Below are 26,276 nucleotides of genomic sequence, written 5' to 3' on the forward strand. Positions count from 1 at the left end.
TCTAAAGCGCATATTCCATGAGCCAACAGTCTCTCATCTGTCCTTCATGCTGCTCATGTTTCTCCAACAGCTTAATCTTTTGGAAACCACATTTCTCGTAACAGGATATCGCTCGCAAGTTCCAGGCTTGAGGGTCCATAACCACTTTACGGGCTTGTTTTTCGTTTATCAGATAAACCTGCATCGATTGTACCAACTGTGTACCAATGCCTCTGTTCCAGTAATCTACCTCACCAATAAACTGATCCGTCCCATAGATAATCTCATCCGTGTCTTCATAACCATACTCCGTTCGTTCTTCTTCCTCAAGCTCATAGAACTGAATGTATCCAATCAGATTTCCTCCATACTCGACGATACAACGGGTAGCATTATCATCCTGATTGTAAAAATGCTCTCTAACCATCTCCAAATCATGCGGCCGATCACGCCCTTCATAGTATTGAAGAACCTTAGGGTCCGTCAGCCACTTCATCAGCTGGTGTTCATCTTCAATCTCCAAGAAACGTACGGTGATTTCGTTCGATTCATATACATTCATCACTCTGCATACTCCTTAATAATTTCCAGATTCTCACCCGTAACCCAACTCAGATCCTTCCCCAACAACTGCTCGTTGTGAACATAATACACCATGGGATTCTCAAGCGGCTGAGTCGTTCCATCGAAAGATCTGAGCGTTAACCGCAACTTGTAACTCCCTGTCTCATCAGGTATCGCAAATCCCATCAGATTATCGGCTAATTTCATGGTTTCCCCCTGCGCCTTCAGATACTTTTCCAGAATGACCTGATCAAAATAGGAGCTGCCAACAGACGAAGGCATGTACCACGCATCATCTGGTTCTTCAATGAATGTGACCCCTGCCCATCCCGGAACAACGGGATACACCATATGTTGATCCTTGTCTTCTCTTTTTCGCGTTATCTCTAACTCTATCTCAACTGCATCCGTATCAATCTGCCTGATTGTGCCTGCCATCACAACATCCTGTGCACTCACACTTGGAATTACATAACTGTATATGAGCAGAGTCACCAAGAGAATTATCGTCATTCCCGTAATCCAAAATATTGTACTTTTACGCATCTTTCTGCTCCTCCCGTCTGGTTAATCATACTTCTGGAGCAACTCCTTCTCTGTTAAAGATTGAGTTAACTTATCCAACTCGGGTGATGCCGTCCAATCATTGGAGATATTGGTCCCATGCTTGATGGTATGGATCGCGCTATGTACAGACATGTATATATTATGGTGGATTCCAGGTTGGACAATGATATGCTCTCCTTCACGCATCACTTGAATCGAAAGCACCTGATCGTCTCCATAACTGGCATAAGCAATCCATCCGCATTGCACCACATAAAACTCCGTTAGATGGATATGTACATGACTGTTCTGCCATGCTCTCTGGGAAGAAGCAACGGTTCTACAATAATAACTGCCATCTTCTGATATCATTTTATATTTCTGTTCCCCGTTCGCCATCTGCTCGAAGCTGGTTTTGACACCCGTTTCACCATATTTCTGTTCTGAAAATTCTGTGTTCAATCGCCTTCATCTCCTGACAAAAAATCCCTTTATTCTAATATTCGACATCGGCTAGGCGAATCTCCTGTTTGGATATGCGATATATCTTTACTAAAATTTGAAACGCTTCTCTTCCAGTTTCCGTATTAAGGTCGAAGTCGTATGTATCCCCTATAATAAAACCATCTGATCTGGAGGTTGAGCGCATGTCATTTTTTAAGAAAATGTTAGCCAGTGTAGGTGTTGGAGCAGCCAAAGTAAATACGGAATTGCATACACCAGAGGTCACACCTGGAGGAATCATCTCGGGGGTTGTGTACATTGAAGGTGGAGATGTGGAACAGAATGTAGATCGAATCTATCTTTCAATCAAAACCCATTACATACGGGAGCGCGATGATCGTAAAGTCAAAGAAACAGCCGTTATAGCCAAATATTTGCTCACCGAAGGTTTCACCTTACAGCCTGGAGCCAAATTGGAGAAAGACTTCTCATTTGACCTGCCAGAAAATCTGCCGATTACACTACACCGTGCAGAGGTGTGGGTAGAGACAGGCCTCGATATCTCCAGCGCCGTGGACCCCTCAGATCGGGACAGACTGCATGTTGTTCCTAGCAAAGACATGGATACCGTGCTCGATGCCATTGATATCCTTGGCTTCAAGCTGCGTGAAGTGACCAACGACTATGCACCGAAATTGGGCGGAAATCTGCCATTTGTGCAGGAATTCGAATTTGTACCAACACACAAGTTCCGTGGGCATCTGGATGAGTTGGAAGTACTGTTCTATCCGATGGGCGATTCGCTCGAACTGCTATTACAGATCGACCGCCGCGCTCGCGGGCTCAGTGGAATTTTCTCCGAAGCCATGGGTACCGATGAAAGTTTTGTCCGCCTGCATCTGTATGAAAGACATTTAGCGCGGGGTGCACATTCTGTCGCTCAGGGTCTGGAAGAAGTCATATCCAAACATATCTAATCTATCGTCTGTGAAAAAATAAAACCGTCCTCTGTCAGAAAAATCTGATGAAGGACGGTTTTTGATTTTTATATAAGGGAATCAAAAAAATCTGGGATACAGCGCTCGGAAGGTTGTTCTGTACTCGAAGTGTCCGTGTAATTATCCATTAGTAAATATATATATTAATACACTTCGGTACTTTTCAGACTCAACGTTTCACATACAAGTTGGGCAAAGGCATCAAAGCTGCCGCAGGATCGCAGGCTTTCCAGTTGCTCCTCCTGCCGGATCAATTCTACAAACAGATCATAGATACCCATCGCCTGTTCGTAATCCTCTTTGCAGATGGACAACATAAATATAGCATGCACTTCATTCTCCTCATCCCACGGAATCGGCTTCTCGAGCAGACATACGGATACGGTCGTACGGGTTGAACTCAGCTCCATGGGATGCGGAATCGCCATGCCTCTTCCAAGCGCGGTTGAAGCCATCTTTTCCCGCTCCTGCACAGCTGGCCAGAATTGCTCCGTTACAATCCCCTTCTCCAACAGAGCCCCGCTCATCTCAGCCATAAGTGTCATTTTGTCAGGCTGATCGGACCGAAACATGAACAAGTCAGGGTCAAAGTAACGCAGCAGCGTCATTTCCTCCTGCTCATCACTGGTTCGCACCAGATGTGTGATCGTTGCCATATCGCGTTCAGATGGAATCGCAGCAATGACAGCCGACGGTTTGCCTTTGGACTCCCGTAACCGAATCGTGGAAATGACCAAGTCTTCGGGCACAATCCCCATCTCCTCGTACTCCCGTAGCGAAACTACACGTGAGACCTCCAGCTCGGCAAATAACGAACGTAATCTGGATTCAAGAATTCGAGCTGTGCCGTATCCTGACCCACAGACCAGCAATACGGATTTCCGTTTGCGATGAGGTATCTGGTATTTACGTTCCAACGCTGCACCAATGTGGAGAGCCAGGTAACCAATCTCGCTGTCATTGATCTCATGAGGTACGTATGTCTGTAGCTGTTTCACTGCACTGATCGTAATCTCATAGGCGAGTGGATAATATTTACGTATATGTCCCAGCAATGGATTCCGCATATTCATACCATGTTCCAAGCGCGTAATCATGGGTTTCAGATGCGCATACAGATCATTTGGCAAGCGGTCATCATCACGCAGATCATAGGTGTACCGATCATAGATATGACCCAGCATCTGCTGTACAGCAACATATAACGGGTCACTTCGAAGTCCAATCCAATCAGTAGCGGTCATTTTTTTGCTAACAATGTGTAGCAGCAGATAATCTCGCTCTCCAACTGGACAATGAATGGAATATAACAACTCCAGATCCTGAATAATCTGCTGCGCAAGTTGCTGATCCTGAACATTCGCCTCCACTTTCTCGAATTGCTCTAGTTCATGTCCCTGTTTAATACGCAATACCATAACAGCAAGATGCGTAATCAGATCTTTCAGGGCCACATCTGCAATACGAACATTCTGTTTGCCTACATGGCGAATGACGATCTCGCGGATGTGTGCGGGTTCGATTGGATACAGCAAATGTTCCTGTGCAGCAGTCATGCCTTCCGCTCCCAGTTCTTCATCTCGCGCATCGGCGTACTCGGCAAGACAATAACGGAACCTTTGCTCGTCTCCGACGACCTTCACACCATGTCCTGGCTTGATCTGAAGCTGAAGATGGTAGTTCTCCAGAATATGACGAATGATTTTCAGATCATTGTTCAACGTTGCACGGCTTATATACAGCTGATCAGCGAGGTCTTCCATCTTGATATGACCCGGTTCACCAAGCAGCTTGAACAATTCATAACGGATACGCTCATCAGGCGATCCAGGTACTGGCGCACCTTTTTGCCGATCATCCTGTCGTTCCTCCAACAGCTCATCATACCGCTGTGCATCATGCACACGAATAGAATATCCCCGCCCACGCTTGGATTCCAGGCTCCCGCCATGCCCCGCAAGGATATGATCCAACTTTTTCAGATCATCCCGAATGGTACGCACCGTAACTTCCAGCCTGTCTGCAAGTGCTTGGCTCGTCCAAGACTGTTCCTGTCCTTCACCATGAATGAGGTGGAACAGCTTTTTCAACCGTTTTGTTGGAAAAATCATACCGATATCCGACCTCCCTTCTGATCAGGGTTGTGTAAATATAAACTTCACTTTATATCGATACAAGTACAGTCATCAATTTGCAATGTGCAAGCTCCGGCAAACGAACAAACTCTTCTCCATCGGTTAACCTCTGCTGAGGTTCCAGTGGTTGTTCAGCAAGAGATACACGCTCTGCATGTACAGGCTGATTGAAGTGTATGTTCACATTTGCAGGCTGTGACAGATACGGATTGAAGACACGTACAATGTAGCCCTCACTCTGCTCTGCTTTCTTAAAGCTACTGAGTACCACATTGGAATCGTCGCTGAACGACATCAGACTATAGTCGGGTTCCAGCACATGTTCCTCATCGCGGAAAGCAAAGATCAGTCTTCCGTTCAAAAAGTCGCATAGCTGATAACTGCTGATCGGTGTCAAATATTCACGTGCTGCACGGGCTACATTTGCTTCGTCGAATCCGGAAGTCTGGATATGCAAGCCAAAGGTGAAGGATAATTCCCCAAGCAATTGTGCGTCTGGTGTGGCTACAATTTTCTCGCCGGATGCACGTCCGGGACGATACAACAGGTTTTCTTTACCCATGAAACCAAATGTACGGAACAAGGTCAGAGCAATGGTATCCATATGCTCGCCAACAATCTCGTACTCACGTACACCTTCCGTCATCACAGCCATACCATGCGAACCGTTGTTCAACCCGGCATAACTCTGCATCGCTTCAATCGTGATCGGTTTCTCCTGCCACTGTTCACGCTCCCATATCTCCACTTCTGGCAATGAGGTGGGACGGGCAATCACACCGAAAGGCTGATCTGCAATGGATAGGGCGGGAGCAATTCCTGTATCAAAAAGGACACGTAGACGGTGGCTGAACACTTCATTCTGCACCTGAACGTGGAAACGGATCAGATTCTCTCCTTTGCGAAGAGATACCTGCACCTGCATTGGCAATGCTCCCGACGTGATGCCTGCGGCGCGCTCTTCCAGATCGTAGGGAACATCCAGCGTGAAACGCAGGGATAGTGTCTGAGAAACGGACGTTTGTGTGGTCGTCGCACTCATCTGGCTGCCTGCCGAAGAAACAATCAGATCCCGCTCGGGTGGAGAATAATTGTAGGAATCTCCGTCATCCCCATTATCTTCGAAGAGCATTTGATCCGCATACATTCGGCCAGATCGCTTGTCCGTAATTCGCAAGGTGCCGTTCGGTTGCAGCGCGATGCTGAAATATTCATTTTCGATCGTGTCCCCGTTACGACGCTCCATGACAGGTGCAGCACCCTGACTGAAATCAAAAACAATCTGGGTGTAGCCCATTGCCGGAACTTCTTGCAGTTCCACCAGCAATTTGGCGCGATACACCCGATCCGGCAGATGAACTTTGCGACTTGGATTAAGATCAATATGCTGTCCAAGCACATAATCGGTCTGGTCTGCTTTTTCCACAATGGTATAGGCCAACTCGCGCCCCTTCGTATCCCGAATCACAAAGGACTCTTCCGGAATATAAGCTTCGATCTCGGTAACCCCGCTTCGCACATACGGTAGCGTGTTGAACAAAGTGAATGCAAACGTCTCTTCCTGCTGTATCGTTGAAGCGATCATCCGCATATGCAGGTCGAGCAGATTCAGTGCGATATCATAGGCCTGTTTGTAACGGAACGCAACATCCTGATTCGTTGTGTCGCTGTTACAACCACCGATGCTGTCATGGGCCGCATTCTCGAACAACAGCTTCCAGATGTCCTCAACTATACGATGCGGGTAGTCATTCCCAAGAGAATGGCTGATGGCAAGTACAGGTTCGAGCGTATTGGCGATCAGATTCTCAATCCGGTTATTCTGCTGCTTGAGATCTGCCCGGGTGGAAAAAATGGACTTGTGAATCCGCATGTGCTTGGCTTCCATTAATTCACCCCGAAGTACGGGCAGATCCTGACTATCGGCTTCGATCTCCGCCAGAAAACGTTCCGGTTCATTCATCACATATTCGCGTTCGGTATCCAGTGCATTGAAGCGTTCAATCAACTCTGGCAAGTTCAATCGTACAGGGGCCTGATCAAACCCATTAGGGAAATAGATATGTTTGGTGGAGGCTTTCCGCTCAAGTGCACCGATCTGCTTCTCCAGATAAGGAATCAGATCTTCCTCATTTTCCGGGATGTTACCGCCGTAGTAATACCCGAATGGCATCTGCACCGCAAATACACGGCTACCATCTGACCCTTCCCACGTAAACTCCGTATGTGGATTCGTATTATCCGAGACACCCCGCCAGAACAGGAAACGTTCTATACCGAACTCGCGATAGATCTGCGGCATCTGTGCCGATTGTCCAAATGCATCCGGGACATAACCAACCTTCATCGCATGTCCGTACTTTTGTGCTGTTTGCATACCATAATACAGGTTTCGGACTATGGATTCACTGGAAATCACCAATTGATCCGTCTGTGTATACCAGGGTCCCGTCATCAGTCGTTTGGCTGAAACCAGTTGGCGGATCCGTTCCTCATCTTCGGGACACCAGCGTATGTAATCATCCAGCAGCGAGCCTTGTGCATCCAGCAGGTAATAATGAAATCCTTCGATATTCTCCAGTGCATTCAATACTTCCTTGACGTGTTTGACGAGATACACTTTGGAACGGGAGGTCGTAAAATACCATTCCCGGTCCCAGTGTGTATGTGGAATCACATGTACTTTGGTGCGATTTCTGTCACTCATATCTCTATATCCCTCCAGATGCTTTTTTAAAGGTTGTTCAAAAAAGTCCGCTTTTGATTACGAGGGATGCCTGTTGGCATCATCAGCATCGAAGATGGAATTCAGCCGAAATCCCATCTTCTCGATACTGAAAACCGATCTTTTTGAACATGTACTTTTAGTCAAAAACGAGTTCGATTTCCTCCCCGTTTTTCTTCACCGAAGCTTCCTGAGTCTTGGCAGGCTGTTTCTCCTCTTCATCACGGAAGTTCACCAGCATGGTGCCTCCCGCCACGATCAGTGCGCCGACAATGCCTCCGGCAAGGTACGCGATTGGAGTACCTACCGATACAGCTCCATATAAGCCGCCGATTGGTGGCATAATGATATGTGCTCCCAGCAATGCGGTCAGAGCAGCACCCGTTGCACAGGCAAACATGTTGACCAGAATCATTTTGGCAGGATTACGCAGTGTGAACGGAATTGCACCTTCCGTGATCCCGATCACGCCCATAATCACTGCACCTTTGCCCGCTTCCTGATAGGTTTTGGAAAAACGTTTCTTCATCAGCAATGTCGCCAAGCCATAACCGAGCGGCGGAATGCAGATGGCAATATTAATGAAAACATTTGGCAGATATACACCGGACAGGAACAGGGCGTTGCCTGCCATCCATGCCGCTTTGTTGACCGGTCCGCCGAGATCGAATCCGATCATCGCTCCCAGAATAATCGCAAGTAGAACAGTATTCGTTCCGCTCTGGCTCATGTTTTGAACCCAAGCAATGAGATATTCATTCAGTGCGCCCAGCGGGCCACCCAGAATGACCGCCATTAGAAATCCGGTTAAACCGACGGTAATCAGCGGCAAAATAATTAACGGTACCGAGCCAGCGGCCGGACCTGTAATCTTAACTTTGTTTTTAACCCACAAGGTGATGTATCCGGCAAAGAAGCCTGAGATCAACGCGCCCAGGAAACCGGCGTTGGTCTGCTGTGCCAGCACCCCGCCGATCAGACCTGCGGCCAGCGCAGGTTTGTCGGCAATGGAGTACGCAATATAACCGGACAGGACAATCGTCAACAATCCGATGCCGCTCCATCCTACATTTTGCACGAGATATAAAATATGCAAGAATCCGCTTCCATCTTTGTACGGATCAAGATCAGTAATGCCCATCGATAGTGCAATAATTTTACAGATGGCAACGACCAGGGAACCCGCGATAATGACCGGCAGCAGATAGGAGATCCCTGTCATTAGATGTGTTTTTGCTTCACCAAACCATTTTCTCATCGTACTCTCTCCTCATGTGGAAGGTGGGGTTAAGCTTGTGCGTTCACAGCCTCAACGGCTCTGGTTAATACCGCTTCCGCCTGACTTACGGCGTGACCGATTTTGACACGAACGACTTTTTTATCGCCAAACCGGTCCATGTCCTTCACCGTTTGATCCGCTGCAATCAGGACAAAATTCGCTGCAGCAATATCTTCTTCCGTCAGCTTATTGACTTGCCCCATGGCTCCCTGCTGTTCCACTTTGATCTCATAACCCAGTTGCTGAGCTGCTTTCTCCAATGCTTTGGCTGCCATCGGAGTATGAGCGAGACCTGCAATACATGACGTTACACCTACGATTTTCATTATGACACCAGTCCTTCCGTATATTGATGAAGCAACGTATATACATCTTCCGGCTGCACCGCTTCTGCGATGGCTTCTTTGAATGAATCTTCTAGTAATAAGGTGGCAAGTGAAGAGATGATTTGCAGATGGGATACGTCTACGTGACCTTTAGGCACAAGGATGGCAAAAATATATTTTACTGGCTTGCCGTCATGAGACTCCCAATCAATGGGCTCCCGTAATCGAATGACCATCACTGCCGGACGTGTTACAACTTCACTCTGGGTATGGGGAATCGCAAAGTGATCCTGAAGTCCGGTGGAGTAGACACGTTCGCGTTCCCACAGATCAGCCGCAAGTTGCGCACGGTTTGTAGTGATGCCGTAACGCTCTGCCTCCGCAGATATAAAATCAAATATGTCCTCTTTGCTATGCCATGTCTGATCGAGATAAATCTGATTGGTTGTAATCATGATCTCTGTCTCTCCTCCTCTCTCTATCCAAAACAATAAGCGCTTACAAGATCATTGTAACGGATTCTGCCTGGACCTTGGATCTAGAAAATTTCCCCTTCAAAGCGGAAAAACATTAGTCATAGCAAAAACCCTGAGTCTAATAGACTCAGGGCCGTGTTATTGAGTTTTAATTCATGTGCTGCGAAAGCAGCGTAAGGAACATGTCCTATATGGACAAACCTTCAGGAACGCTGTGTCCAGCGCTGCATTCCTATTCGAAGACTGTAATATGCAGCGGCGAGCAAAATGAACCCGGCAACAGCCATTATTATGGTTGTTGTATCCCACCGAACAATAGTTCCAAAAGTAACCTTGGATTGCAGTGAGGTGCTGGAAGAAGCTGTGTTTGTCAGATCAGGTACGTAATTCATAGTCTTAATCATGCCTTGAACGATATTCCAGACCACAAAACCGATGATGAATAACAAGGTGACCAGAACGGATTCCATTGCTAATCTTTTATTCATGTGTGTCATTTCGCCTCCTCTTCCCATTCAATTAGACAAGAAGTGCTGCATCTCCTTTTTCAGGAGATCTTTGTTGATATCCACATACTGATACAGCAGGTCGAAGCTTTCTTCATTATCCGATTGCATGCTTAAATTCGCGGCTTCCAATTCAATCTCCTGCAATACCTCATGAATCTGTTCCCCGTGTGTTTGCAGACTTGTCGTGATGTCGTCTTCGGACAGGCCATTCACATTATCTCGTAATTGCCCGTGAGTTATGCCGCTTTCGGACAACATCTGCTCTATTTTCTTCAGGATCACAGCATCTGCCTCATTGCCGGTCCGCTCCATCGCTGCTATTGTCTCAACCAGATACTGCCCGCTGGCATTCTCAAGGAAACCGGTCATCCCGTTCATGGACAGCTCGGTATCCAGATCGATGATCAGAATGATATCTCGCAGCACTTGCGGAAGTTCCGACCCACTCTCTCGAATCGTTCCAAATTCAGCCCGATAAAGGTCCATGGCAACACTCCCCACCACTTCTTCACCTGACATCTCTTCAAGCTGATCGAGTGGTAACAACTCCTGCAATTCTTCTTGTAACTTGTTCATCTTTCTCTGCCTCCTGTATCTCTCTGTCTGAATAGTTTAACGAATTTTTACACTGGACCACTACGCGGCCAGAATAAACTTCCGATCGCTGTTATCCCCAGATTTTTTCATTCCCTTTATTAAAGGGGAAAATCCGGTGATAAAGGCGCCCGCTTCGCTTCTTCAGTTTTTTTCTGCCCTCTCCGTTATCGTGTAAATTTCAATTTCAACTACGCCGACACGTTATTACATCATAGCAGAATACGCTATACAAGTTGAATTTATAGAAAATGGTAATGTGTATCACTTTTATCAAATTTACTGGGAATATCGCCAAGTTAACATGCACTTGACCTCGGGAAAATGTTCCGCTGTTATGATCTTGGCATCACGAGTCTAGGGAGGGGTAATGATGCGCCTGGCCTTGTTCACAGACACCTATCTTCCGGAAACCAATGGTGTTGCTGGCACGCTCCACCGCTTGAGTCACCATCTGAACCGCAGAAGAATTGAACATCTGCTGTTTACTCCGAACTCCGTCATTGAAGGAAGCCATGAGACTCAAGTTAGATCGGTTGCCAACATTCCTTTTTTTCTGTATCCCGAATGTCGCATTGCTCTACCCAACAGAGCAGACACGCACAAGCAGCTACAGACCTTTCAACCCGATCTGCTGCATATCGCCACACCTTTTAATATGGGACTGCTTGGTCTGAGGTATGCGCTCAAGCATCATCTTCCGCATGTTGTCTCCTACCATACCCACTTCGATCGTTATCTTGAATATTACCGGTTGAAGAGTATGATTCCGCTCTACTGGAAATATATCCAATGGTTTCACCGTGCCTGTGATGCGACACTCACTCCATCACAGGAAACGTTAAACACTCTTGAAGTCCAAGGCATTCAGCGTCTGAAGCTATGGTCTCGCGGGATTGATTGCAACTTGTACTCCCCTGATAAACGCAGCTCGGATATCCGTGAACGATACCACATTACCGCTCCCCTTATTTTACTCTACGTTGGTCGCATTGCCCCGGAAAAAGATATCGCTACACTCACAACTACCATGCAGCAGTTGCCCCAGGAAATGCAATCCCGTGTACACTGGATTATCGTTGGTGACGGCCCATCTCTTCCCAAAATGCGTCTTCAAACCCCACCCAATGTCACCTATACAGGGTATATGCATGGGGAAGAACTTGCTGTTATATATGCTTCGGCAGATCTGTTTGTGTTTCCTTCCTCTACCGAGACATTTGGTAATGTGGTGCTGGAAGCGATGGCTTCAGGGCTTCCTGTATTGGCGGCTAATGCCGGAGGTGTAAAAGATCTGGTATCTCACCACCGCAATGGTGTGTTGTTCGAGCCAGGTCAGGCGGACGCACTGATACGGGAGATATGTCTCTGGGGAGATCACAGGAACCAATTGAGAATGATGGGATTGGAAGGCAGGAAGCTGGCTGAGCAGCGATCGTGGGAGCATATTTTTGATACACTGATCGGGGATTATGAGGAAGCTATAGAACATCGGAACAGACAAAGGAAAGATCGAATTATTATAGCGTAGTCTTGATGAAGGCCGAGTAAACAAAATGCACAGGAGAAGAAGAGATCCGCAGGAACAGCAGATGATGATATTAAAAAGACATGACCCCCTCCAACGGGTTCATGTCTTTTATTGTGCAGCAAACTACTTGCTGAATTGATTAAGGGACCTTGATCTTTACAGACTCCTTTGGCTCAAATGATTTCGTTTCTTGCATTCTGTTCCATATTACCTGTGGAGTGCCCTTTAGGTCTGTTCCGCTCTGAACGTTGCCAATCCAGATATCTTCTGCTCCTGGGTGTTGTAAATAGTGCCTGAGCGTTGCTTTGATCAGAATAGACGAATGCAAGTCCAGCACCTCATCCAGCGGTATCCAGAATAACTCTCCTTCATCGGAGGGCACAACATGTCGATGCCTCGTCTCTCCGAAATATACAAACTGCTGCCAAATCTCACCACCGTTAACTTCCAACAGGATATATCGAAGTCGAAAGTGTTCGATATCCTCTTGCTTGAACCCGGTCTCTTCTTCAATCTCCCGATAGCTGGCGGTCATGGGTGTGTTCAGCTCTCCTTGTTCCAGGTGCCCGCCGATGCCACCCCAGAATTCAAAATCAAATAGTCTGCTGCCCGCCTTCTTCATCATCAGCATATCTGAACCATTGCTCAAAAACGCTGTAGCCATCTGTCTAATCTCCATATGTACCTCGCTTTCCAGACCGTGATTATCAAAGTCTACTCCGTTTTGTGTAAAGGTTATATTTATTTAATATAATCGCCTTCTACAGCAATTCCTTTAGCTCACTTAGATGTTCAATCGTATGTAAAGGACTAGTCGTGATGCTGTCCTGCCAAGGTTGGTTGACCTTCATCCAGATGGTGCTCATGCCTACGCTTGCTGCTCCTTGAATATCGTTCACCGGATGATCGCCAATGTAGATGCACTGCTTTGGGGTTAGACCAAAATGCTCAAGTGCAAGCTGAAAGATCCGAGGATCAGGCTTTTTGACTCCAGCCTCTTCTGAAACAATAATATGGTCGTAGTCATCCCGGATACCAAGTTGATCGATTTTCCCATACTGAATATCGGTCTGCCCATTGGTAATTAATCCGGTTCGATATTTCCCCCGCAGATGCTGAACGATTTCTCGTGCCTCTTCCATCAGAACTGAACTTCGCACATACTCTCTGCCATAGAACTCCATCAATTCTTCATGTGGCGGATGTTCTGCCCAAGGCAGTTCATGCAGCAGCTCGTTGAACAGAAGGGGCTTGTCCTTATAACCATCCTGATCGAGTTCAATAATTCGTTTGCTTATATCTTCGGTTGACTCAAGGTGACCAAAATAAGTCTTAATCAAACTCTGGGTGAAGACGTCAAAGGTCATCGTTCTGTTCAGAATTGTATTATCCAAATCAAAAATAACAGCTTTAATATGATCCATCACTCTTTCCCCCTATTCAACAATGTGAAGCACCCGTTACTTTTTCTTTTTATGATAGTGATAACCCGTGCACAGACCCTTTTGCTTGGATTTGGCTGAACACTTATGTCCACCGTTCTTATCCAGTCTGCCTGGATGAGCATACGCGGAAGAGGATACACCAACAAGTACGACAAGAGACAGGATTACGATAACAATCTTTTTCATAAGTCACCCTTCGATAACCACCCTATGCTTTAGGGCTTAATACGTGCTATATCATTCTACATGAAAATCCACAATTGGGATATCCTTCATCTTTTTTTATACGTACATTCTTATAAAATCTTAAATTGCTTCAATGCATGGGTGACGCCATCTTCACTTGCCCATTCGCCGAGATGATCGTTTCGATTCCGAGATTTCTGAATTCTTCGCATAAATTATAGGGCCTGCCTGTGACGAGTACGACTTGAACGCCTTTACGAATCAATTCCCGGATTGACTCTGCTGTCCGCGGTGATAAACTCCGATCTATTTCGCTCAGCAATGTACCATCCACATCAAAGAATACAGCTTTCATCAAAATGTCCTTCCTCCTCTAATCTGCTTCCTGGGACTTCAAGTAAAAAGAGCAAGTACAGAATAACCTGATGCGGTCTTCCTGCCCTTGCTCTTGTGATTAACGAGTCTGAACATCTTGGGTACGTCCCATGTACCAGGATTGAAATATTTTCGCCGTATCCAGGGGAACGTCATTTGCCCGATGATGCAGTACAGGTTTGGCACGGTTTACGGTATGAATGGAAGCTACACCAAACCAACGCTGTAACACATTACGGGTGATCTGCACTTCGATGACTTTCTCACGTTTGGAGATAAAGAGTGTTGAAGTGAGCGCACCGGTTCGAAGTTGAATGAAATTCTGATGCAGCATGTATCGGGTATGGAAAAAGTCCATCACTCTACATGTTGCAATCCACACAAGCAGAATCGCTGAAATCATCCACCAGGCATGCTTCTGCCCTAACACCAATGGTTTGAAATACCACAATAAACCTGTGATCATGATCCATCCCCAGCTAGGTTTGAGCAGGCGCAGCCATAGTGATATTTGTGGAAGTTTTTCCATCTCCTGCGTAACCCGATAGGATGGTAGAATCTCCTCAATCAGGGTATATGCTTGCTTCACAGGCAGGAAGGGATATAGCGAGTTGATCTCCTGCTCAGACTCTCCCAGACCACCCGCAGTGGTCAGTTCTACTTCGGCTAATCCAAGCAGCCTTTTCATCGGTGACTGTGTAATTTTCACGGCCTGAACGCGTTCTTTCAGGATTGAAAATGACGTTTGCTCCATCATACCCTTCGTGATATAGATCCGCTTGGCATCCGAGGTGATCTGAAAATTTCCATACTTTACGAAGGTTCTGACTATGCCTAGAGCAATAGATATGATCAATAAAACCAAAATCATCAAACTAGCAATCCACCAGGAATCAAGCCAGGTTAATAATAAACTTTCCGTTACTTCTTCATCGGGGAAGAAATCTTTCACCCAGGAATAAAGCGTGCCCAGAACCGGAATCAGTACGAGAAAACTAAGCGACGTAAAGGATGCCTTGAATATGTCCTTGCGGGTGGAAAGATAATGAACAACCCGTTCCTGTTTTTCTTTTACAGGCAGAGAACTGGCTTCATCTGTTATAACAGAGCGGGATTTCGCTTCTCCCTCTTCCATAACCTTAACTGTATCAAACGGTTCATGTTCCTCTATTACACCTACTGTACCTGCATCTTCTGCCATATAACCCGCTACAATCTTCTCCAACTGCTCCGCTTCGGAAAGGGAAACAACGTTTAACTGAAAGGTAGCATCTTCTCCCTTAATCCCTGTCTCGAATCGGATCGACGTCACGCGGAACAACCGATGAAACAACGTCGTATGCCGGTTCACGTTCTGGACCTTGGTATACGGTATCGTTCTTCGAGTACGGTTGAACACCCCACTGTAGATGTGAAAGGCCTTATCATCCGCTGTATAACGAGAGCTAATCCACTTCCAGATAATTGACACGATGCCGATAGAAATACCTGCATAAAACGCGATTCTTCCATAGAAGAGCCATTGGGATCCTGAGCCCTGACGGAAAACAAACAAAAACAGGATGATGGCGAACGAATTCTTCACCAGTTTCCACAGGCTCCACAGTATGGTTAATGGATGATGTCGCTTCATATCGATCATTCATCCACCTCATTAATCCGTGCATAGGACGCAATCTGATGACGGAGCGCAAGCGCAACTTCCTCGGGCAATGCCGGAATTTCATGAGATGAACCCATCGTGCCAACCGATACGGAATAGAGTCCATATTTTCGCATCAACGGTCCTTGATTTGTTGTAACCGATTGCACTTTGGCCATAGGGATGGTCTGATGTACCTTGGTTAGCGCCCCACGCTTTATTTGCAGAAACTCCTCATTCACATCATAGTACCAATGCTTGTATAACCATGAAGGCTGGATGAAAATATCCCACACTGCATAGAGCACCGATATGGCCGTAACGCCCCACAGTATCCAACCAATCCACGCCTTCCATCCATAGATAGAATCAAGTATTAACAGGACGGCAAGGATCAGAAGGCCTATCACATTCCATATGATGGCGCTGATTCTCCATAAGTTCACCGCATGAGGGGAAAGCCTTTGCTCGGGTATGTTCCACTGGATAGACATATGTTCACTCCTTTTCCTAACTATAAATTAACAATAACAATTCTATATTTCAATATATTTTTATCGTTTATCAATAAATAATTATTGATTTTTATATTTCTTCCCCGTATATTAAGGTTAAGAGGCGGCCACTACACCTTCCTCAAACTAATTGTCAAAGGGGTTTATTATGAAATCAAATTGGATGTTTAGTGTTGGATCTAAAATTTGTAAGATCTTGTTTTATGCACTATTTATTGTTACCTTCTTTATTATTATGGATCATGTCGCACATCTTTGGTTCCCAGACAGCGGGTTCACACAGAGCTTAGGGCCCTTTCAACCCATATTCAGTTATGGGTACATTACCTTTAATCAGGACCCGGTATTGTATACGGAACCAGGATTTATCGGACTTTCATTCCTCTCAAACATGAGTATGATAGTACTGGCTCACATGTTTCTATGGTATATGCATCGCCTTCTTCGTCATGTGGGGAATAACAGTTTGTTCATGTATGAGAATGTTGCCATTTTATCTCGACTTGGCCTCTTTATCATCGTGATGGGTTCCCTCTTTTCCTATTCCGACGATCTCCTGTTCTCCAAAGCATTGAGTAAACTAGACATCACCAATGGTCAACTGATGGTGGGTTCCCTGTCGTATATCGACTTTGTACTGGGCGGAGTGGTTCTTCTAATCATTGCTTCCGCACTGAAGAAAGCCGTTCACGCCGTAGAGGAAAATAAAAATACAATCTAACCGCAAAGTAGGCGATAACGTTGATTCGTATCAAATTGGATGTGATGATGGCAGAGCGGAAGATGTCACTGAACCGGCTGTCTGAAATCGTAGGCATTACTCCAGCCAATCTTTCGATCCTTAAAAATGAAAATGGTAAGGCCATTCGTTTCACCACCTTGAATGCACTCTGCAAAGCCCTGCAATGTCAACCTGGTGATCTGCTGGAGTACATCGAAGACACACATGATACACTGTACGAAGAATAGTCCACGATTGATGCAAAAGATTTGGCCATACAAGTTCTACTAAAAATATTTAGTTGGACTTAACCAGTAAAAGAGATGACCCCTGTACAATACAGGTTGTCATCTCTTTTGTTCATTTTACTATAAAATTCTCTACTTTACACAACCAAACCATATGATCCATTCCTTCACCCCAGTAGTTCTTTGCCACCACATAGGGTTCACCGAATTTACGTTGCCACTTCTTTTGTGCGATCTGATAACCGCTATCCAGACAGAATTGCTGAATTCCACGCCGCTGCAATTCGTTAACCAGTGCCAGTATGAGCGCCGAACCAATCCCCTGACCTTGAACCTCGGGCATCACGTACAGGCTACCCAGTTCTCCAATGTCGTTTACTCGGTCCTCTGTACATTCTCGAATCTCCTCACCACAAGGTCCATACGAGATCGTGCCTACAATAACATCTCCCCTCTTGGCGACGAGGAAAAACACACTTGATTTGATGTGGTCCTTTGCTTGCAATGCCGTGTGAATCATCGCTTTTTTGTGTGTTATTTCATCCTGGATATCATCCAGAAGCGAGCCTATGCCCTCCTGCTCGAATGCCGCTGGAATGGTTCTCTCAAACACCTGATACGCTCCATCTGCATCCAATCGTGTCATAGGTTCAATGGTAATTTTGTCATCCACAGGTTCTTCTCCGTTCCATACCTTCTTAATCTGTACGTCGCTGAATCAGTCTTCTTAGTTGATTCGCATCCTCAAGGGATATGCTATATCCAGTATGCGTGTCTTCCTGGTTTACTAACAAGCCTTGCATCTTGGGATCCATTCCCAATGAAAAATCATACCGTGTTATCGAGCTGTCCGCATTTGTTATGCTCATGACGTACTGTGTACCATAATCAAGAATACCCTGCATACGCACTGCCTTATGTATGGCCTCCATCATAATTTGAATCTCGTCAGGTCGATCAAACTTAACATCTTGGCATGGTTCCAAGCCGGGGTTGGGATTACACGTTAAAGTGATCAGTACAGGAAGCCCTTCTTTCACGTTCGATTCATTCGGTTTGTTGCACCCTGCAATGAACGTGGCAATGACGACTATGAGCAACACTCCTACATATCTCACCATACTGCGTGCCCCCCTGACTTCGTGTTAAATAGACAAGTAATGAACAGAAAAATAATGGATACAGTTTCTAATGACTCAACTGCACTAAACTATCTGTAGTCATATCCAGTTACGTAACTCCGGGTCCCATGAAGACAACAAAGCGATCAGTCGCTCTACGGTCTCTTCCACAAATAACTGAACTCTCTCACCCGTAATGAACTGAGGAGTAATTCCCGGTTCTTCCCCATTAAGAAAAGAAAACGTGTGATCCCGCCAGCGAATAATCTCATCAGCAGTTAAACGATCCCTCATGTCATAACCCGGCGAGCTGTTGAGCAGCTGCCATACCTCTTCACTCCAACTTGAACCTTGATAGAGATTGAAATCGATCTGGTCCGTCTCCTGATAATATAAACGCGACAGTTCTTCATTGGACCTACTAATGCCTGTATGTTGATCTACCTTGTTGACCCGTTCGATGAATTCAGGATGCACACTCCGGAACCAGTAATAGTCTGTCAGCACATGCATAAAGTATCCTCGCACAAACCACTTCCATCCTTCATCAGTAAGTTGTTGCATATAGAATGAGTAAAGTTCCTTCAGTTCACCAAAGTAATCTTCATTATCTTTCGGGTTAAAATGGGTGTATTCCTTATCCTCTCTGGTTGTGCCTTCACGCATATGTATGGAATCCGGGGCGATGTTCCCCAGATAGAATGAACCTTGTGCAGCCTGCATTTGCAGCAAGTCTGCAATTCGATTAGCGATATTGAGATGAACCATAGGTAACGGCATAGAGTTGATCTCCTTTTTATCGGGAAGTATTCTATTATAAAAGATGATATAACCTGCTGGTGCAACGTACAGATTACACGAATAGTGAACCTTCACTAAGTTACATCTTTTCACATCGTAATTGCGTAATTAACCCTGTGTTCTCTCCAATTGCATCCGGTCAAACAGCTGCTCCAGATCCGTATGGTACTCCGGGTGCTCCTTCACAAGCAGACTAATGTATTCCGACCCACATTCATAGAACATCAGGCGGTTAAACGGGGCGGTGTCTCCCATATGATTGCTTTCCTGTCCAAATTTTGCCCGAATGAGATTCTCAATATAACGCGCGTAACCCTCGTTCCACTCCAACCAACTCCAGTACTCGGCTTGTTCTTCATTTAATGAAGTGAACAACGCCTTTCTGGCGGTGTGTACTCGTGTCAGGTCTTTACTCTTCAAAGCAGACAACAATGCGTTAATCCGCTCCATAACGATTTCATCCTCATACGGAAATTCATAATCCAGTTCCCATGTCACACGCTTCAATTGCGTCATTTTATGTTTAATCTGAAGACGGTTCACGATCCGCTCATCGTATTTCTCATATACATAACAATGAACATATTCATGGAACAGATAAACTTTCTGCTCCAGATCTTTGAACGCTGCATCCGTTACGATCGCACACATTTGTCCGTCCATATGAGGCACTGGCATGGCGGCAAGGCATTCATCTGGAATATATAAATCATCCGGCACCGTCTTTACCCACACGTATTGTTGAGTCTTGGACGAATAATCATAGATATATAATAAAGCCTCATAGGCGACAACCACTGGGTAATGTTCTGCAAATAAAGGATGTATGCTAACCAAGTCTTTCTGAAGCTCGTTTAATTCGTTAATTTGCTCTAAAAAAGCTTCCATATTATTAACCCTCTCTTTACTAGGATGATGCGTTAATCATACTAGATTAGGAAAGATAAAACACTGAGAGAAAAATGATAATCCTGTTCGAGTATGAGATGTTGAACGTTAGAACCTCTCTCCGCGTTTCTCATACAGGTAGATATCCAGTGCCTGAATTCCGCGTCGGGCCAGCTTAATAAACAGGATCAGCGCATACACACCCAGTCCGTATAACAGCACATTAATCAACATTGCAAATATCGTAACGATAGAACCAACCATCATGATTAGTATTCCTCCTAATAGACACTTTAAATTACACTCCCTATTCTAGCATATTTTCCCTTATTTATCTTTTTGGTAGATGTAAGAGTTGTTAAGTGTGCTTATTGATTCAACATAAAAAAACTTCCACATCCGTATGTGAAGGGTGGAAGTTTGTTAATCCGGTATACAGTTTCCTAAGTTCGTTCACCACTGACTATATGCCAATGCTGATGCTTCGAGTCTTGATAACTGCCCAAGTTAGTTACAATCTTCGATGAGCCTGTCTGAGCTAACAGGTCAGCAGCTACTTTTTTAATGACCTGCATCATTTCTATGAGTAGCTCATCATTATTCTCTTCCTCTTCTGAAATGAAGGACTGAATATGTATCTTGGGAATTACAACAATGTGATGCTTGTAGTATGGCCGAGTGTGATGATAAGCCATAACGTTATTGGTTTCCATGACAACTTTGACTTGTGTTTTACCGCTGAGCACCTCATCACAATAGAAATCCTGTGTCATTACATGCCCTCCTCTTACTAGTGAGTTCGGATATATCCGGCCTTCTTCAACACATACTCTGTAAACGGATTGATCTCAGGGATCGGCTGATTCAGATCAAAATATCGGAGTTCAAGCCCTTCATCATCCATAATGGTTGGGTTGCCCTTGATACCTACAGCTTCATAAACAGCCATGACGTTGTAAAGATCATCACCATGTGGATACTGATAGTACATGTCCTCACCTGAAAAAACGCTAATGAGTTTGTACGATTCTGCTTTCAGTCCAGCTTCTTCATACAATTCCCGCGCAGCTGTTTCCTCCAAAGACTCCCCGGGTTCCATGGATCCCCCAAGTGTTCCCCAATCGAAGCTATCTGTACGTTTTTGTAGCAGCAGGTGACCTTCCTCATTGAACACGAGTACACATGAGCCCGCCATAATTAGAGGACGCGAACCCACCAGTTTTCTTAGCTCCATGATATATCCCATACATGCTTCTCCCCCATCTTCAAAGTGCGTAGGTTAAAATGTATCCCTATGATTGGGTCAAGATTCCCTGATCTACGGATCTCTGAATAAGCTGCTGCGCATATTCCCACAATGTCTCGGAACCGCTCGCAATCTCACGGTTTCTGTTTAACACCTGATCACTTGTAATGTTATATTTCTGCCATGTATCTCCCTCATTCTGATGGTTGTGGATAAGCGGCTGCAACCGATCGAGAGAGGAGGCAAATTGCGCTTCAGGTGTCTGTTTTGCTTCAAACTCCAACCATAATTGGAGTAGTTCTTCAGCCTGTTCCTTAGGCAACATACCAAACAGCCGATGAGCCGCTTTGATTTCACGATCATATTTATCCATATTCCCCACCGTGTCGTAGGCAAAAGTATCTCCCGCATCGATCTCAACCAGATCATGAACGAGAAGCATCTTAATGACTTTGAGCATATCAACATCCTTGTTGGCGTGACTCTGTAAAATCAAGGCCATCATCGCCAGATGCCAGGAATGCTCCGCATCATTTTCAAGTCTCTCACCGTGCATAATTTTCGTCTTTCGTTCAATCGTTTTTAGTTTATCAATTTCAATGAGAAATTGAATTTGCTCCTGTAATGATTCGTTCACAGCATTTCCTCCTTCATGTCCGAAATCAAATCTGATATTCATAGATTCTCGTCTCTTCATCATCAAGCAGATATCCTTTACCGATATAGACCCAGTTATTTTTTTCATAATAATCCGTCAGATCAGTACACAAATACAGCTTGTCATACCCTTTTGAGTTCACCTCATATAATGCATGGTTTTGAAGTTGTCCACCCAGATTCTGGCCCCGGTATTCTGGATCAACATGAAGACACGCAAACCATGGAAAGAGATCCTGTCTGCTATTCAGATCACTTCGTAACAAAGCATACCCACCAACAATCCGGTCTCCGTCCAACATCACATAAAACCTGGGCACATCACTCGCTGTATCCACAGAACGCTCTATGCAATCCCGATAAAAATGGAAGCTTGATTCCGTGCCCCATTGTTTCCAGAAATACTGTACTGCCTCTTGCAGCACGTCCGGCTTCTGCCGAATATCGATAATTTGCAACATGTTAATCTCCCTTCACGCTTTTTGCTTATGTATATCATCAGGTGTGCAATTCAACGTTCAATTCACGTACAAAAACAGCTGTCCCCTTTATTCTGACATCCATATCCTCACCATTCCGCTTCACACTCACTTGAATCTTTCCATCTCTACGCACCTCATGCCCTTGCTCTACCACAAACTGGACCTCATCAATTTCCGGTTTCACATAGGTTAAATAATAAGCACCCATCACCCCGGAGGCTGTTCCAGTCACTGGATCTTCCGTCGTACCTGAATAAGGTGAGGAAAAATGTCTGGCATGCATCATGGCATCGGCATCACGGGTTTCAAAACAAAAGGGATGCAGGGAAGCTTTGGGATTCTCAATTAAAATTCCTGGGAACAAGGAAGAATCCGGTTTCATTTTTATAAAAGAGTTCAATTCACGAATGGGAATTAATAACGTCCACGTTCCCGTACTCCCATAAACAATTGGCGTAGAAAGGTCGACATCATCCAGAGTGAGGTTTATGGCGTTTACCAGCTTCTCGATATCCCCCTGGAACGGTATAAACTGCGGTTGATCCTGTTTCATTTCCATGTAAAGGGTGTCGGCATCGCGCTCAAATCGTATGGGCAATATACCTACATTGGTTTCAATCGTGATTAACTCTTGGTCACCCAACATACCACGCGTCTTCAAACCATACAGTGATGCCATTGTGGCATGACCACACAGATTAATCTCATGGCCCGGCGTAAAATAACGTAATCGGACGTCAGCTACTTCAGAGTTCAACACAAATACCGTCTCATTAAAACCAACTTGATAAGCAATCTGCTGCATCTCCTCCTCACTGAAATGATCAGCATCAAAGACCACTCCTGCCGGGTTACCTTGACCAGGAACTGTGGAGAAAGCATCATAATGGTAGACCGTAACATCACTCATCAACAGACCCACTCTCTCTGTGATCTACGAGACGCACATTCCCATATAAATCTACGCTTTCACCATCCATTACAAGCCCGCCACCATCTTGACACGCATATACAGCCATACGGTTAACACGGGTATACTCTTTTAATGAATCCAAGGCATCTTCGGAACCATCCCAGTGCGGTGCAAACTCAAAATCAACAAGCCCCAGTGCTTTCATATCTTTCAGATCTACATTGTTCTCATCTGCATCTTCCCCATACCCAGCGATCTCTATGGTAGGTGTAGTCAGAATACTGCCTGCGCTGACCCCAATCAGAATGCCGCCGCTCTTCACATAGGAACGCAACAAACCAAGTACATTTCTCTTCTGTAATAGACTTAGAAAATAAAACGTATTACCGCCAGATAGATGAATTGCATCACACTCGAAAATAGAGTTAAATCTGCTCTCATCATACTCCAGATCAAGATCGTAATAGTGAATGTTATCTATTCCTATCTGATTATAGTAACGTCTAGTGTGCTGAAAATATTTCCGATCCGGATCCGAACATGAAGGGATATATCCGATGGAAGGCTGTTCACTGTTGAATAAGCTTCGTATTCTCTGATCCAATGTATCGTTAGATTCGAATACCAAATCACTTAGCAGAACCAACGTAGTCATCTGAGTTCCTCCCTCACCTATTCTATTAGACTGGCTTAACTCACTATCCAAAATCGAGAAAAAATACTGGTCTGTCCACTGATTGTTCCACCATAGTTCTTTCTGGAAAACGGCCTCCCGTGTCATACCCACATGCTGCATCAGTGCGGCAGAGCGAACGTTCTGTGAATTGCACATGCCGACAACCTTATGAGCTTGTAACGCTTGGAACGCAAATTGTAACAAAAGACGGGTGGCCTCGCTCCCATATCCGTTGCCTGCGTATTCTGAAAGTACTGCGAATCCAAGTTCCCAGCTTTTTCGGTAATCCACATAACTCCACATCTGAACGATCCCAATGGGTGTATCTTCCGGATCATTCAAGCGGCGTATAACGAAATCATAGGCATACGGTTTCTCATCTACGACTGCAAAATGGCTGCGATATTTCTCGCGAACCTTCTCCTCATCCGTCTCAACAGTCTCCTCAAAGTTCCATATGCTTGCATCACATTCCAGTTGCCCTATGAAGTCAAGATCTAGCTCTGTAACTGTTGTTATTCTGACCTTCTCTCCTACGAATTCCATGTGGATTCATCCCCTTTCATTGGATTATGCGATCGTTCCGATAGACTACTGCATCTGTCCATTAATATATCTTCTGTGACTTGAAGATGCTTCCTGAATCCACAGATCCAATTCGACTCTACTAACAAAAAATTGATCCTGAACCTTAATGAACGGAAACATTCTCCCATCAAAGAAACCTGATACGGTAAAGCTCCCTTGTTCCGCCTTAATAATACTCATCACCTGTTCTTCAGTCATACTCAGATACTCGGCAGTTTCTTGCATCGTCAATAATACTTTATCACTTGGCACTTCTTGCTCTACTGCCTGAGTCAGTTCACTATTTCTCTCCTGAGTCGTTAACAATATACATCCAATAATAAACGAGATACCCAAAATGACACTGGCTAAAAGTATGGAGAACGGAACAGATTTCATTGTTTGGGAATCTCCCACTCTGTATTAAGTACCCCTCTACCAATATTCCATTTGGCGAGCAAAGCTCTCTGTTTATTTTCCAGATCAAGGTATGGTGCTGCAACACAGGATAACGTGTCGAACATATGGATAAAATGAGGCCCTTCCTTGAAACGTCGAAGCCCTCCATACTCTTCATCATCGGCTGCCCATACAATCTTCTTAATGCCCGACATTAATATGGTACAAGAACACATAGGACAAGGTTCACAGGTAGTATAAAGCGTCAAGTCTTTCTTCTTCGAGAATTTCTTATTCTCTACATCCAGCAAATGTTGTCCGGCCCGACGAATGGCATCCACCTCAGCATGTGCGGTGGGGTCGCAATCCGAGAAGACTCGGTTCCTGCCTTTACTCACAACATTCCCATCCACATCCACGATTATCGCACCAATCGGATACGTTCCTTCAATCAGTGATTGTTCTGCTTCTTCCAGAGCCAAAGTTAGATATTCATAATCCGATAACTTCATTGAAAATCCCCCTAAGTGCGGTTATAGTGGCTTATAAAGCAGATTGCTTCTGTAATGTGTAATAGAAGAGATTGTCTACTAATTCAGTAGACTTCGAAAAATTCAACTTGTCTAACAAGCTCTGCGATTGAACTATTTGCCTGCTCCACAGAATCGTTAAACGTTCCTCATTGTGTACAGCCCTGATTCACCAAGAAAATCACTTTTGGTTAAGCCTTGTTCTCCGAGTAACATTCTGTAGTTCGTTATCGTGCCATCATGGGAAATGATAAACGTATTGCCACTCTGTTGCCTGCACCATTCAAGAAGCTGTTCAGCTAATATCTTGAAACGACATGCATCCATCTGATTAATACTTTCTTCCCAACAATCCAGCCCCAGCTCAACCATTCTTATGCCAGGATACTTATGGCTGAGCTCTTCCTTGGAATAGATCTGATCGCAGACATAAGCAATAAAATCCGGATTCTGAGGAAACATTCTTGGGCCAACCAGCGGGCTGAACGTAAGATTGATATTTTCAGCTAAAAGGAGTGCCGTTTCAATAGTACGTTTGGTTGGACTAACCAAAATGACGTCTTCAGGCGCAACAACCACTTGTTTACGCAACGCTATAACCTGACGTTTTCCCAATTCAGTGAGACCAGGATGCAGGCGATTTAATTGATTAGGGTAATCTAACAAGTGTTCACCGTGACCATGACGAATAAATGTAATGTCCATAAGCCCTCTATTCCTGAAGATGCTCAACCGATATATTTTTGTTTTCTAAATAT

General features: G+C 45.0%; 33 protein-coding genes and 1 pseudogene. 4 read left to right on the top strand and 30 right to left on the bottom strand.

What is annotated here, in order from left to right:
* Position 1: 1 nt before the first annotated feature.
* Genes ACE3K2_RS28275 through ACE3K2_RS28285 form a run of 3 tightly spaced genes read right to left on the bottom strand, consistent with a single transcriptional unit; the run spans position 2 to position 1,551 of the window.
* A complete protein-coding gene (locus ACE3K2_RS28275) occupies positions 2 to 541 on the bottom strand; it encodes a GNAT family N-acetyltransferase (RefSeq protein ID WP_421897981.1) in 540 nt (179 codons plus the stop codon).
* Complete coding sequence (locus ACE3K2_RS28280) at positions 541 to 1,089, bottom strand: hypothetical protein (protein ID WP_421897983.1); 549 nt, start codon at positions 1,087 to 1,089, stop codon at positions 541 to 543. The genes ACE3K2_RS28275 and ACE3K2_RS28280 overlap by 1 nt, the downstream gene beginning before the upstream one ends.
* A gap of 21 nt (positions 1,090 to 1,110) precedes the next feature.
* The gene (locus ACE3K2_RS28285; RefSeq protein WP_421897986.1) at positions 1,111 to 1,551 is read right to left on the bottom strand and encodes a hypothetical protein; all 441 of its coding nucleotides are present in this window, start codon (positions 1,549 to 1,551) and stop codon (positions 1,111 to 1,113) included.
* A gap of 185 nt (positions 1,552 to 1,736) precedes the next feature.
* On the opposite strand from ACE3K2_RS28285, the gene ACE3K2_RS28290 reads away from it, so the two are divergent.
* Positions 1,737 to 2,510, top strand: coding sequence for a sporulation protein (locus ACE3K2_RS28290; RefSeq protein WP_421897989.1), 774 nt, complete (start codon positions 1,737 to 1,739; stop codon positions 2,508 to 2,510).
* Between the two features lie 164 nt (positions 2,511 to 2,674).
* On the opposite strand, the gene ACE3K2_RS28295 is transcribed toward ACE3K2_RS28290, so the two are convergent.
* The 7 genes from ACE3K2_RS28295 to ACE3K2_RS28325 all read right to left on the bottom strand — a co-directional run bounded on the left by ACE3K2_RS28295 (position 2,675) and on the right by ACE3K2_RS28325 (position 10,557).
* On the bottom strand, positions 2,675 to 4,642 hold the full coding sequence (locus ACE3K2_RS28295) for a BglG family transcription antiterminator (RefSeq protein ID WP_421897992.1): 1,968 nt from the start codon (positions 4,640 to 4,642) through the stop codon (positions 2,675 to 2,677).
* Between the two features lie 52 nt (positions 4,643 to 4,694).
* Entirely contained in the window at positions 4,695 to 7,373 is a 2,679-nt protein-coding gene (mngB, locus tag ACE3K2_RS28300) for a mannosylglycerate hydrolase (protein WP_421897995.1), read from the bottom strand.
* A gap of 157 nt (positions 7,374 to 7,530) precedes the next feature.
* Entirely contained in the window at positions 7,531 to 8,649 is a 1,119-nt protein-coding gene (locus tag ACE3K2_RS28305; RefSeq protein WP_036669590.1) for a PTS fructose transporter subunit IIC, read from the bottom strand.
* A gap of 29 nt (positions 8,650 to 8,678) precedes the next feature.
* Complete coding sequence (locus ACE3K2_RS28310; protein WP_421897999.1) at positions 8,679 to 8,996, bottom strand: PTS fructose transporter subunit IIB; 318 nt, start codon at positions 8,994 to 8,996, stop codon at positions 8,679 to 8,681.
* On the bottom strand, positions 8,996 to 9,451 hold the full coding sequence (locus ACE3K2_RS28315) for a PTS sugar transporter subunit IIA (RefSeq protein ID WP_421898002.1): 456 nt from the start codon (positions 9,449 to 9,451) through the stop codon (positions 8,996 to 8,998). Before ACE3K2_RS28315 ends, ACE3K2_RS28310 begins: the two co-directional genes overlap by 1 nt.
* Before the next feature lie 224 nt (positions 9,452 to 9,675).
* Positions 9,676 to 9,960, bottom strand: a complete 285-nt coding sequence (locus tag ACE3K2_RS28320) for a hypothetical protein (protein ID WP_421898005.1) — start codon at positions 9,958 to 9,960, stop codon at positions 9,676 to 9,678.
* Between the two features lie 27 nt (positions 9,961 to 9,987).
* Entirely contained in the window at positions 9,988 to 10,557 is a 570-nt protein-coding gene (locus ACE3K2_RS28325; RefSeq protein ID WP_421898008.1) for a DMP19 family protein, read from the bottom strand.
* 388 nt (positions 10,558 to 10,945) lie between these two features.
* On the opposite strand from ACE3K2_RS28325, the gene ACE3K2_RS28330 reads away from it, so the two are divergent.
* Positions 10,946 to 12,106, top strand: a complete 1,161-nt coding sequence (locus ACE3K2_RS28330; RefSeq protein ID WP_421898011.1) for a glycosyltransferase family 4 protein — start codon at positions 10,946 to 10,948, stop codon at positions 12,104 to 12,106.
* A 139-nt stretch (positions 12,107 to 12,245) separates the two neighbouring features.
* On the opposite strand, the gene ACE3K2_RS28335 is transcribed toward ACE3K2_RS28330, so the two are convergent.
* The 6 genes and pseudogenes from ACE3K2_RS28335 to ACE3K2_RS28360 all read right to left on the bottom strand — a co-directional run bounded on the left by ACE3K2_RS28335 (position 12,246) and on the right by ACE3K2_RS28360 (position 16,248).
* Positions 12,246 to 12,770, bottom strand: coding sequence for an NUDIX domain-containing protein (locus ACE3K2_RS28335; protein ID WP_421898014.1), 525 nt, complete (start codon positions 12,768 to 12,770; stop codon positions 12,246 to 12,248).
* Positions 12,771 to 12,867: 97 nt separating this feature from the next.
* Positions 12,868 to 13,530 (bottom strand): HAD family hydrolase, encoded by a 663-nt coding sequence (locus ACE3K2_RS28340; RefSeq protein WP_421898017.1) that lies wholly within the window; start codon positions 13,528 to 13,530, stop codon positions 12,868 to 12,870.
* A gap of 36 nt (positions 13,531 to 13,566) precedes the next feature.
* Complete coding sequence (locus ACE3K2_RS28345; RefSeq protein ID WP_421898020.1) at positions 13,567 to 13,737, bottom strand: YHYH domain-containing protein; 171 nt, start codon at positions 13,735 to 13,737, stop codon at positions 13,567 to 13,569.
* Positions 13,738 to 13,897: 160 nt separating this feature from the next.
* Positions 13,898 to 14,095: pseudogene (locus ACE3K2_RS28350) on the bottom strand (HAD family hydrolase); the annotation flags it as partial.
* Positions 14,096 to 14,191: 96 nt separating this feature from the next.
* Positions 14,192 to 15,754, bottom strand: a complete 1,563-nt coding sequence (locus ACE3K2_RS28355; RefSeq protein WP_421898023.1) for a PH domain-containing protein — start codon at positions 15,752 to 15,754, stop codon at positions 14,192 to 14,194.
* A complete protein-coding gene (locus ACE3K2_RS28360; RefSeq protein ID WP_421898026.1) occupies positions 15,751 to 16,248 on the bottom strand; it encodes a PH domain-containing protein in 498 nt (165 codons plus the stop codon). Before ACE3K2_RS28360 ends, ACE3K2_RS28355 begins: the two co-directional genes overlap by 4 nt.
* A gap of 412 nt (positions 16,249 to 16,660) precedes the next feature.
* On the opposite strand from ACE3K2_RS28360, the gene ACE3K2_RS28365 reads away from it, so the two are divergent.
* Together ACE3K2_RS28365 and ACE3K2_RS28370 are read left to right on the top strand one after the other, a co-directional pair.
* Positions 16,661 to 16,990: a DUF2975 domain-containing protein gene (locus tag ACE3K2_RS28365; RefSeq protein WP_421898516.1), complete on the top strand. Its 330-nt coding sequence runs from the start codon at positions 16,661 to 16,663 to the stop codon at positions 16,988 to 16,990.
* A gap of 20 nt (positions 16,991 to 17,010) precedes the next feature.
* Entirely contained in the window at positions 17,011 to 17,238 is a 228-nt protein-coding gene (locus ACE3K2_RS28370; protein WP_339303364.1) for a helix-turn-helix transcriptional regulator, read from the top strand.
* A 112-nt stretch (positions 17,239 to 17,350) separates the two neighbouring features.
* On the opposite strand, the gene ACE3K2_RS28375 is transcribed toward ACE3K2_RS28370, so the two are convergent.
* The 14 genes from ACE3K2_RS28375 to ACE3K2_RS28440 all read right to left on the bottom strand — a co-directional run bounded on the left by ACE3K2_RS28375 (position 17,351) and on the right by ACE3K2_RS28440 (position 26,223).
* Positions 17,351 to 17,911, bottom strand: coding sequence for a GNAT family N-acetyltransferase (locus tag ACE3K2_RS28375; RefSeq protein ID WP_421898030.1), 561 nt, complete (start codon positions 17,909 to 17,911; stop codon positions 17,351 to 17,353).
* A gap of 25 nt (positions 17,912 to 17,936) precedes the next feature.
* A complete protein-coding gene (locus ACE3K2_RS28380) occupies positions 17,937 to 18,359 on the bottom strand; it encodes a hypothetical protein (RefSeq protein WP_421898033.1) in 423 nt (140 codons plus the stop codon).
* Between the two features lie 99 nt (positions 18,360 to 18,458).
* Positions 18,459 to 19,139 carry a zinc dependent phospholipase C family protein gene (locus ACE3K2_RS28385; protein WP_421898036.1) on the bottom strand — a complete coding sequence of 227 codons (681 nt, stop codon included), beginning with the start codon at positions 19,137 to 19,139 and terminating at the stop codon, positions 18,459 to 18,461.
* A gap of 129 nt (positions 19,140 to 19,268) precedes the next feature.
* Positions 19,269 to 20,048, bottom strand: coding sequence for a hypothetical protein (locus tag ACE3K2_RS28390; RefSeq protein WP_421898039.1), 780 nt, complete (start codon positions 20,046 to 20,048; stop codon positions 19,269 to 19,271).
* A gap of 108 nt (positions 20,049 to 20,156) precedes the next feature.
* The gene (locus tag ACE3K2_RS28395) at positions 20,157 to 20,315 is read right to left on the bottom strand and encodes a hypothetical protein (protein ID WP_162158967.1); all 159 of its coding nucleotides are present in this window, start codon (positions 20,313 to 20,315) and stop codon (positions 20,157 to 20,159) included.
* Positions 20,316 to 20,491: 176 nt separating this feature from the next.
* Complete coding sequence (locus tag ACE3K2_RS28400) at positions 20,492 to 20,821, bottom strand: HIT family protein (RefSeq protein WP_051449651.1); 330 nt, start codon at positions 20,819 to 20,821, stop codon at positions 20,492 to 20,494.
* 17 nt (positions 20,822 to 20,838) lie between these two features.
* The gene (locus tag ACE3K2_RS28405; RefSeq protein ID WP_421898043.1) at positions 20,839 to 21,294 is read right to left on the bottom strand and encodes an NUDIX hydrolase; all 456 of its coding nucleotides are present in this window, start codon (positions 21,292 to 21,294) and stop codon (positions 20,839 to 20,841) included.
* A gap of 46 nt (positions 21,295 to 21,340) precedes the next feature.
* The gene (locus tag ACE3K2_RS28410) at positions 21,341 to 21,931 is read right to left on the bottom strand and encodes an HD domain-containing protein (protein ID WP_421898046.1); all 591 of its coding nucleotides are present in this window, start codon (positions 21,929 to 21,931) and stop codon (positions 21,341 to 21,343) included.
* Positions 21,932 to 21,956: 25 nt separating this feature from the next.
* On the bottom strand, positions 21,957 to 22,412 hold the full coding sequence (locus ACE3K2_RS28415) for a GNAT family N-acetyltransferase (RefSeq protein WP_421898049.1): 456 nt from the start codon (positions 22,410 to 22,412) through the stop codon (positions 21,957 to 21,959).
* Positions 22,413 to 22,449: 37 nt separating this feature from the next.
* A complete protein-coding gene (locus ACE3K2_RS28420; protein ID WP_421898052.1) occupies positions 22,450 to 23,343 on the bottom strand; it encodes a PhzF family phenazine biosynthesis protein in 894 nt (297 codons plus the stop codon).
* Positions 23,336 to 24,568: a GNAT family N-acetyltransferase gene (locus ACE3K2_RS28425; protein ID WP_421898055.1), complete on the bottom strand. Its 1,233-nt coding sequence runs from the start codon at positions 24,566 to 24,568 to the stop codon at positions 23,336 to 23,338. The genes ACE3K2_RS28420 and ACE3K2_RS28425 overlap by 8 nt, the downstream gene beginning before the upstream one ends.
* A gap of 45 nt (positions 24,569 to 24,613) precedes the next feature.
* Positions 24,614 to 24,988, bottom strand: a complete 375-nt coding sequence (locus ACE3K2_RS28430) for a hypothetical protein (RefSeq protein WP_421898058.1) — start codon at positions 24,986 to 24,988, stop codon at positions 24,614 to 24,616.
* Positions 24,985 to 25,500 (bottom strand): nucleoside deaminase, encoded by a 516-nt coding sequence (locus tag ACE3K2_RS28435; RefSeq protein WP_421898061.1) that lies wholly within the window; start codon positions 25,498 to 25,500, stop codon positions 24,985 to 24,987. Before ACE3K2_RS28435 ends, ACE3K2_RS28430 begins: the two co-directional genes overlap by 4 nt.
* Before the next feature lie 156 nt (positions 25,501 to 25,656).
* Entirely contained in the window at positions 25,657 to 26,223 is a 567-nt protein-coding gene (locus ACE3K2_RS28440) for a phosphoglycerate mutase family protein (protein WP_421898064.1), read from the bottom strand.
* Positions 26,224 to 26,276: the final 53 nt, after the last annotated feature.

Origin of the sequence: Paenibacillus sp. (assembly GCF_048976745.1) — a bacterium.
Lineage (GTDB): Bacteria > Bacillota > Bacilli > Paenibacillales > Paenibacillaceae > Paenibacillus.

Coding starts and splice junctions, on each gene's coding strand:
- ACE3K2_RS28335 (WP_421898014.1), bottom strand. CDS start 12,770: ATGGCTACAGCGTTTTTGAGCAATGGTTCAGATATGCTGATGATGAAG.
- ACE3K2_RS28430 (WP_421898058.1), bottom strand. CDS start 24,988: ATGAAATCTGTTCCGTTCTCCATACTTTTAGCCAGTGTCATTTTGGGT.
- ACE3K2_RS28415 (WP_421898049.1), bottom strand. CDS start 22,412: ATGTTGCAAATTATCGATATTCGGCAGAAGCCGGACGTGCTGCAAGAG.
- ACE3K2_RS28420 (WP_421898052.1), bottom strand. CDS start 23,343: ATGAGTGATGTTACGGTCTACCATTATGATGCTTTCTCCACAGTTCCT.
- ACE3K2_RS28305 (WP_036669590.1), bottom strand. CDS start 8,649: ATGAGAAAATGGTTTGGTGAAGCAAAAACACATCTAATGACAGGGATC.
- ACE3K2_RS28280 (WP_421897983.1), bottom strand. CDS start 1,089: ATGCGTAAAAGTACAATATTTTGGATTACGGGAATGACGATAATTCTC.
- ACE3K2_RS28295 (WP_421897992.1), bottom strand. CDS start 4,642: ATGATTTTTCCAACAAAACGGTTGAAAAAGCTGTTCCACCTCATTCAT.
- ACE3K2_RS28275 (WP_421897981.1), bottom strand. CDS start 541: ATGAATGTATATGAATCGAACGAAATCACCGTACGTTTCTTGGAGATT.
- ACE3K2_RS28405 (WP_421898043.1), bottom strand. CDS start 21,294: ATGGGATATATCATGGAGCTAAGAAAACTGGTGGGTTCGCGTCCTCTA.
- ACE3K2_RS28345 (WP_421898020.1), bottom strand. CDS start 13,737: ATGAAAAAGATTGTTATCGTAATCCTGTCTCTTGTCGTACTTGTTGGT.
- ACE3K2_RS28330 (WP_421898011.1), top strand. CDS start 10,946: ATGATGCGCCTGGCCTTGTTCACAGACACCTATCTTCCGGAAACCAAT.
- ACE3K2_RS28400 (WP_051449651.1), bottom strand. CDS start 20,821: ATGACACAGGATTTCTATTGTGATGAGGTGCTCAGCGGTAAAACACAA.
- ACE3K2_RS28435 (WP_421898061.1), bottom strand. CDS start 25,500: ATGAAGTTATCGGATTATGAATATCTAACTTTGGCTCTGGAAGAAGCA.
- ACE3K2_RS28355 (WP_421898023.1), bottom strand. CDS start 15,754: ATGATCGATATGAAGCGACATCATCCATTAACCATACTGTGGAGCCTG.
- ACE3K2_RS28325 (WP_421898008.1), bottom strand. CDS start 10,557: ATGAACAAGTTACAAGAAGAATTGCAGGAGTTGTTACCACTCGATCAG.
- ACE3K2_RS28310 (WP_421897999.1), bottom strand. CDS start 8,996: ATGAAAATCGTAGGTGTAACGTCATGTATTGCAGGTCTCGCTCATACT.
- ACE3K2_RS28380 (WP_421898033.1), bottom strand. CDS start 18,359: ATGGTGAGATATGTAGGAGTGTTGCTCATAGTCGTCATTGCCACGTTC.
- ACE3K2_RS28365 (WP_421898516.1), top strand. CDS start 16,661: ATGAGTATGATAGTACTGGCTCACATGTTTCTATGGTATATGCATCGC.
- ACE3K2_RS28290 (WP_421897989.1), top strand. CDS start 1,737: ATGTCATTTTTTAAGAAAATGTTAGCCAGTGTAGGTGTTGGAGCAGCC.
- ACE3K2_RS28360 (WP_421898026.1), bottom strand. CDS start 16,248: ATGTCTATCCAGTGGAACATACCCGAGCAAAGGCTTTCCCCTCATGCG.
- mngB (WP_421897995.1), bottom strand. CDS start 7,373: ATGAGTGACAGAAATCGCACCAAAGTACATGTGATTCCACATACACAC.
- ACE3K2_RS28390 (WP_421898039.1), bottom strand. CDS start 20,048: ATGGAAGCTTTTTTAGAGCAAATTAACGAATTAAACGAGCTTCAGAAA.
- ACE3K2_RS28315 (WP_421898002.1), bottom strand. CDS start 9,451: ATGATTACAACCAATCAGATTTATCTCGATCAGACATGGCATAGCAAA.
- ACE3K2_RS28340 (WP_421898017.1), bottom strand. CDS start 13,530: ATGGATCATATTAAAGCTGTTATTTTTGATTTGGATAATACAATTCTG.
- ACE3K2_RS28385 (WP_421898036.1), bottom strand. CDS start 19,139: ATGCCGTTACCTATGGTTCATCTCAATATCGCTAATCGAATTGCAGAC.
- ACE3K2_RS28425 (WP_421898055.1), bottom strand. CDS start 24,568: ATGGAATTCGTAGGAGAGAAGGTCAGAATAACAACAGTTACAGAGCTA.
- ACE3K2_RS28440 (WP_421898064.1), bottom strand. CDS start 26,223: ATGGACATTACATTTATTCGTCATGGTCACGGTGAACACTTGTTAGAT.
- ACE3K2_RS28320 (WP_421898005.1), bottom strand. CDS start 9,960: ATGAATAAAAGATTAGCAATGGAATCCGTTCTGGTCACCTTGTTATTC.
- ACE3K2_RS28395 (WP_162158967.1), bottom strand. CDS start 20,315: ATGATGGTTGGTTCTATCGTTACGATATTTGCAATGTTGATTAATGTG.